A 2,432-nucleotide genomic window follows, 5' to 3' on the forward strand; every position below is an offset into this window, starting at 1 on the left:
TTGATTTTTTTGATGCAGTGTAATAATTTCGCTTTTTGGTCATTCTATTCCCCTCTTATATTAGAAGAATAGCTCTTAAAAATACCTTTTTTTCGTCTAAAAATCCGCGCCTATATCACCTTGTGGTTTAGTAGTAAAATAGGTATTTAATAATTTGCTTTTATTCTCTACGCTAATACCTGGACCATTATCTTTTATAATTACCATAATAGAGCTATGTAGATTACGGGTCTGAATGGTGATTGTCGGCTTCACTATCTCCGCACATTTAAAAGCCTCAATGCTGTTGCGGGTTAAATTCAAAAGCACTTGCATTATTTGAATTTTATTAATTTTTACCAAGGGAGGGCTGTCCATTAATAAAAACTCGGTTGTTATCTTTGAATCTAAGAATTCATAATTTAAAAGTAAAATAGTATTCTTTATTAAGGCATTTATATCACAGGGCTCTGTAGGGTACTCTTCATTAAACAATAAATTTCTCATACTGTAAATTATTTTTCCAGCATGCTCTGCTTGCATAGAAATCTGAGCTAAAGAATGTCCTAATTTTTCAGTTTTTTCTTGCAAGCTTAATTCACTAGTGAGCAAATAGGCACCCGTTTTACTGTAGGTATTAATTACAGTTAGGGGCTGATTAACTTCATGCGCTATTGCGGAAATCATTTCTTCCATTGTAGAAAGTCTTGTTGATGATTCAATTTTAGCTTGCTGATGATGACGGATTATCTCCTGAAATTTATATTCTGATAAATCTCTAATCCGAAAAATTAGCTGTTTTTTATTCAACTCTTTCTTAATGGGACACATCTTAATTTCATAATAATAATAAACTTCTTCATTATACTTAGTATTTTCAATCGTAAAGTGCTGCTCATGTCCTGCCAAAGCATCATGAAAAGCCTTGAACACCTTGGTTTTAAGCTTGGAATAATGAACTAAACTTTTTTCAAGATTAGTGCCTACTTCAACTTTGCATAAAAATATTCGCAAAAAAAGCGTATAGAATGCTTTATTAATTGTTTTAAAATTTAAGTCGCTAGTTAAAACTGCTATTCCCTCTTCCGTCTCATTGAGTAATTGCTCAAACAAAGTTAGTTTATGTTCCAAGCTTTGGATAAGGGAATTTTGCTGATTTATATAGGTTAGATCATTGAGACATAGTCTAATTTGAGATTTCCAGTCATAGCTTATTTCCAAGTGCACCTGTTTGCGTTCACCGCCTTTCGCTAAAAGCTCAATTTCGCAGGTTTGAGTAAATTTTTTGTGTTTAAATTGCTCGACAGTGTTTATAAATAAGTCTTGAGAAAAAAGAGTCATGTACTTTAAAAAAGACTGATTGATAAATAAGGATCGATCTCGGCCCAGAAAATCAGCCGCTTTGAAATTAAGCTCTTGAATTATAAAATCACCATCAATAGTTATGTATAAGGAATTGTTAAGTTCGTAAATTTCCCGATAGAGAGCTTGTATTTCATAAGGTTCATTTTTATTATCCCTATACATTTTTATTCTCAAGTTGATAAAAAGAGGATACGAATTATTCCATAGTGAAGTTACTACTAAGGTTTCATTAGTTTTTACTATTCTTAGCGTGCGAAAAATAATCGAGCTATTTTCTCATTAAACGCTAATAATAAAACTAAGATTACCCTTATTTAAAATAAGGAAAGTCTTAATAATTTAAAAACAGTTAGTTTGTTTTTTTTTCCGCACACCCTAGCATTTTATTGTTTTTTTATCAATTAGTTAATTTATTGTCGGGTTTAATCCCTCTTAGAGAATGCGCAAAGTTGCCACGCTAGCACTACAAAGTTAAGATGGTAATAAAAGAAGAAACTCTAATAACTATGAATATTCTATTACTAGCCTTTGTTTTATTGGTGTGGGGATTAAACTGGCCCTTAATGAAATTAGAAATGGAGTATATTTCGCCGCAGTGGTTTGGTTTTATCAGAATGCTAATTGGTAGTACCTTCCTTTTCTTATTAGCAGGCTTGCAAAAAAAACTGATTCTTCCTAAACGTGAAGACATTCCCCACTTATTATCTGTTGGGATCTTACAAGTTGGTCTGTTCACGGTTCTAGTAAATTATGGTCTTTTTTATAGCGGCGTGGGCCATGCTGTAATTTTAGTTTACTCAACCCCGCTCTGGGTAGCACCTATTGCAGTTATTTTCTTTAAGGAACGATTAAATTTAATAAAAACTATTGGATTAATTATTGGTATTTTGGGAGTTATTGTGGGTGTGACCTCGCATTAATGTTCAAATATCTCTGAGCACCCTTCTCATTTGCTCCAATTATAGCCATACTTAGCTAGGTCCGGGGATCTGGAACAAAATTCAGGAAAAATAAGAGCTATTCCCGGTTTGTTAGTTCATTCACCTTACTCTCAGAATGGCTTATCCACAAGTCCATAGGCCAGGAGA

General features: G+C 33.0%; 2 protein-coding genes. One reads left to right on the forward strand and one right to left on the reverse strand.

Annotated elements, in window-relative coordinates; all coding sequences use genetic code 11:
- Positions 1-96: 96 nt before the first annotated feature.
- On the reverse strand, positions 97-1,506 hold the full coding sequence (locus tag ELY15_RS15155) for an ATP-binding protein (protein ID WP_127101498.1): 1,410 nt from the start codon (positions 1,504-1,506) through the stop codon (positions 97-99).
- Positions 1,507-1,850: 344 nt separating this feature from the next.
- Between ELY15_RS15155 and ELY15_RS15160 the strand changes: the two genes are divergently transcribed.
- Positions 1,851-2,264 (forward strand): DMT family transporter, encoded by a 414-nt coding sequence (locus tag ELY15_RS15160; protein ID WP_158617518.1) that lies wholly within the window; start codon positions 1,851-1,853, stop codon positions 2,262-2,264.
- The last annotated feature ends 168 nt before the right edge of the window (positions 2,265-2,432 follow it).

The sequence above is a fragment of the Legionella sp. km772 genome (assembly GCF_003989735.1).
GTDB lineage: Bacteria > Pseudomonadota > Gammaproteobacteria > Legionellales > Legionellaceae > Legionella.